The following is a 2,162-nucleotide window of genomic DNA, read 5'->3' on the forward strand; positions in this document are numbered from 1 at the left end:
CCGAGCCGGACATCATCTACGTCTTCGCAACCAAGGCTGGAGCACCCACCAACCCGGACTGGTACCACAACTTGACCGCCGCCGGTGACGGCAGTGTCGAACGCGGAACCGAGACATACAAGGTGACCGTCCGCGAATTGACCGGCGCTGAACGCGACCGCATCTACGCCGAGCAAGCGCGGCGCTACCCAGGCTTTGCCGAGTACGCACGCCAAACTGCCAGAGTCCGCACCATTCCTGTGCTCGAACTCAGGCGGGCGTAGCCCACACCCTAAGAGGACGGCCGGTTCACGTAGTTTGCGTGTTATGCGGTTTAGGTCGCATCGCCAGATTGGGGTGGTTTCGGCGGTGATCCGCTTTGCGATGTTATCGATCATGGCGATGGTGATCATGCTTCGGAGTTCCCGGGCCGGGCTTCGTAGTCACGTACGAGCCGGCGGTGCTGCATGAGCCAGCCGGGGGTGCGTTCGACGATCGATCGGCGCTTGACCACGCTGAACCCTTGACCTGCGGGTCTTTGGTGACGATCTCGACGTCGACGCCGAGCGCGGCGCCGTGTTCGACGGCTTTGGGCCTTGAATCCGGCATCGACCCACGCCTTGGTCAGGGTGGGGTCAGGGCCCCGGCGTTCTCTCGTTATGGGGCCTATGTCCGGATCGTTGGGGACGACCCTGCGGTCCCCGACCGGTGCAGAAGCAGTGTTCACCGCTGCGCGGCTGCGTCGTTTGAACCGGACGAATCATGACGAATCGAGAGAACGCCCGGGCCCTGCCACCCGCCGTGACTACAGTCACGCCAACGACCCGACCCAACGGAGAGCCCCGATGTCCCGCGTGCTGATCACCGGCTCCGCCCAAGGGCTCGGCCTGCTCGCCGGCCGCCAGCTCATCGCGGCCGACCACGAGGTTGTGCTGCACGCCCGCAACCCCACCCGTGCGCGCGCCGCCAGCGCCGCCGCGCCCGGCGCCAGTGGCGTGGTGGTCGGCGACCTTGCCAGCATCGAGCAGACCCGCCAGGTCGCCGAGCAGGCCAACGCCTCCAGCCGCTTCGACGCGGTGATCCACAACGCCGGCGTCTCCCTTGAGCCCCAGCGCGTCGAGACGGTCGACGGGCTCGCTCACGTGTTCGCCGTCAACGTGCTCGCCCCCTACCTGCTCACCGCACTGATCGACCGGCCAGGGCGGCTGGTGTTCCTGAGCTCGGGCATGCACCTCGGAGGCGAACTCGACCTCGACGACCTCCAGTGGACCCGCCGGCGCTGGAACCCCTCACGGGCCTACGCCGAATCCAAGCTGCTGGACGTGACGCTGGCCTTCGCCCTCGCCAGGCGCTGGCCCGAGGTCCCCTCCAACGCGGTCGACCCCGGCTGGGTGCCCACCCGCATGGGCGGCCCCTACGCCTCCGACGACCTCGACCTGGGCGCCCAGACCCAAGTCTGGCTGGCCACCGGCGACGACCCCGGAGCCACTCGGACCGGCCGCTATCTCTACCACCGCCGCCCGTACGCTGCACATCCCGCGGCCTCCGACCCCGCCGTCCAGGACCGCCTGCTGGCCATCTGCGCCGACCTCACCGGGAGACCGATGCCATGACCTGGTCCGCCAAGCTCGCTCCGTGGCTGTCAGTGGCCGACGCCGGCAGGGCGGTGGATTTCCACAAGTCCGCCTTCGGCGCCGTCAAGCCGGAGCGCCTCGAGGGCGACGTCGGGGTTCTCCAGGTCGCGCGGCTGGGGATCGGCGAGGCGGACTTCTGGGTCCAGTTCGACCCCGGCGGCAGTCGACGACGATCTCGGTGAGCCTGCTCCCCATGAAGGCCTCTGACGGCCTCCCGGCTCCAGTCGTGGCGCGCACTGGGAGGAGTCTCCCGGATCAGGCGACGGTCTCGCTGGGGACCGGTGTGCCGGCGTCCCGCGGCGGGCCGGTCGGGCGGGCTTGGATCACCACCAGGCTGATGACCAGGGCAAGCAGCGCGAACAGCACCGCGAACTGGAACGCGGTGGAGATGCCGTGGGCCAGGATCTCGGCGGAGATCTGGCCCGGGAGCTGCCCGGTCCGCTGGAACTGTGCCCGCGCGGCCGGCGAGGCGGTGGCTAGGAACTTGCCGACCAGGTTGGTGGCCTCGTTGCGGCTGGCGGTGCCGAACACCGTCACCAGGATCGACAG

4 protein-coding genes and 1 pseudogene are annotated in these 2,162 nt (G+C 69.0%); 3 read left to right on the forward strand and 2 right to left on the reverse strand.

Annotation, left to right across the window (positions count from 1 at the left end; translation table 11 throughout):
* Positions 1 to 263 (forward strand): nitroreductase family deazaflavin-dependent oxidoreductase (locus VG276_07320; protein ID HEV8649204.1); only part of this gene is annotated, 263 nt, incomplete at its 5' end.
* A 60-nt stretch (positions 264 to 323) separates the two neighbouring features.
* Here VG276_07320 and VG276_07325 read toward each other — a convergent pair.
* Positions 324 to 613 (reverse strand): annotated as a pseudogene (locus VG276_07325) (IS5/IS1182 family transposase).
* A gap of 211 nt (positions 614 to 824) precedes the next feature.
* On the opposite strand from VG276_07325, the gene VG276_07330 reads away from it, so the two are divergent.
* Both VG276_07330 and VG276_07335 read left to right on the forward strand, forming a co-directional pair.
* On the forward strand, positions 825 to 1,592 hold the full coding sequence (locus VG276_07330) for an SDR family NAD(P)-dependent oxidoreductase (protein HEV8649205.1): 768 nt from the start codon (positions 825 to 827) through the stop codon (positions 1,590 to 1,592).
* Positions 1,589 to 1,795 carry a hypothetical protein gene (locus VG276_07335; GenBank protein ID HEV8649206.1) on the forward strand — a complete coding sequence of 69 codons (207 nt, stop codon included), beginning with the start codon at positions 1,589 to 1,591 and terminating at the stop codon, positions 1,793 to 1,795. Before VG276_07330 ends, VG276_07335 begins: the two co-directional genes overlap by 4 nt.
* 73 nt (positions 1,796 to 1,868) lie before the next feature.
* Here VG276_07335 and VG276_07340 read toward each other — a convergent pair.
* The coding region (locus tag VG276_07340) for an MFS transporter (GenBank protein ID HEV8649207.1) at positions 1,869 to 2,162 on the reverse strand (294 nt) is incomplete at its 5' end.

This window comes from Actinomycetes bacterium (assembly GCA_036000965.1).
GTDB lineage: Bacteria > Actinomycetota > CALGFH01 > CALGFH01 > CALGFH01 > DASYUT01.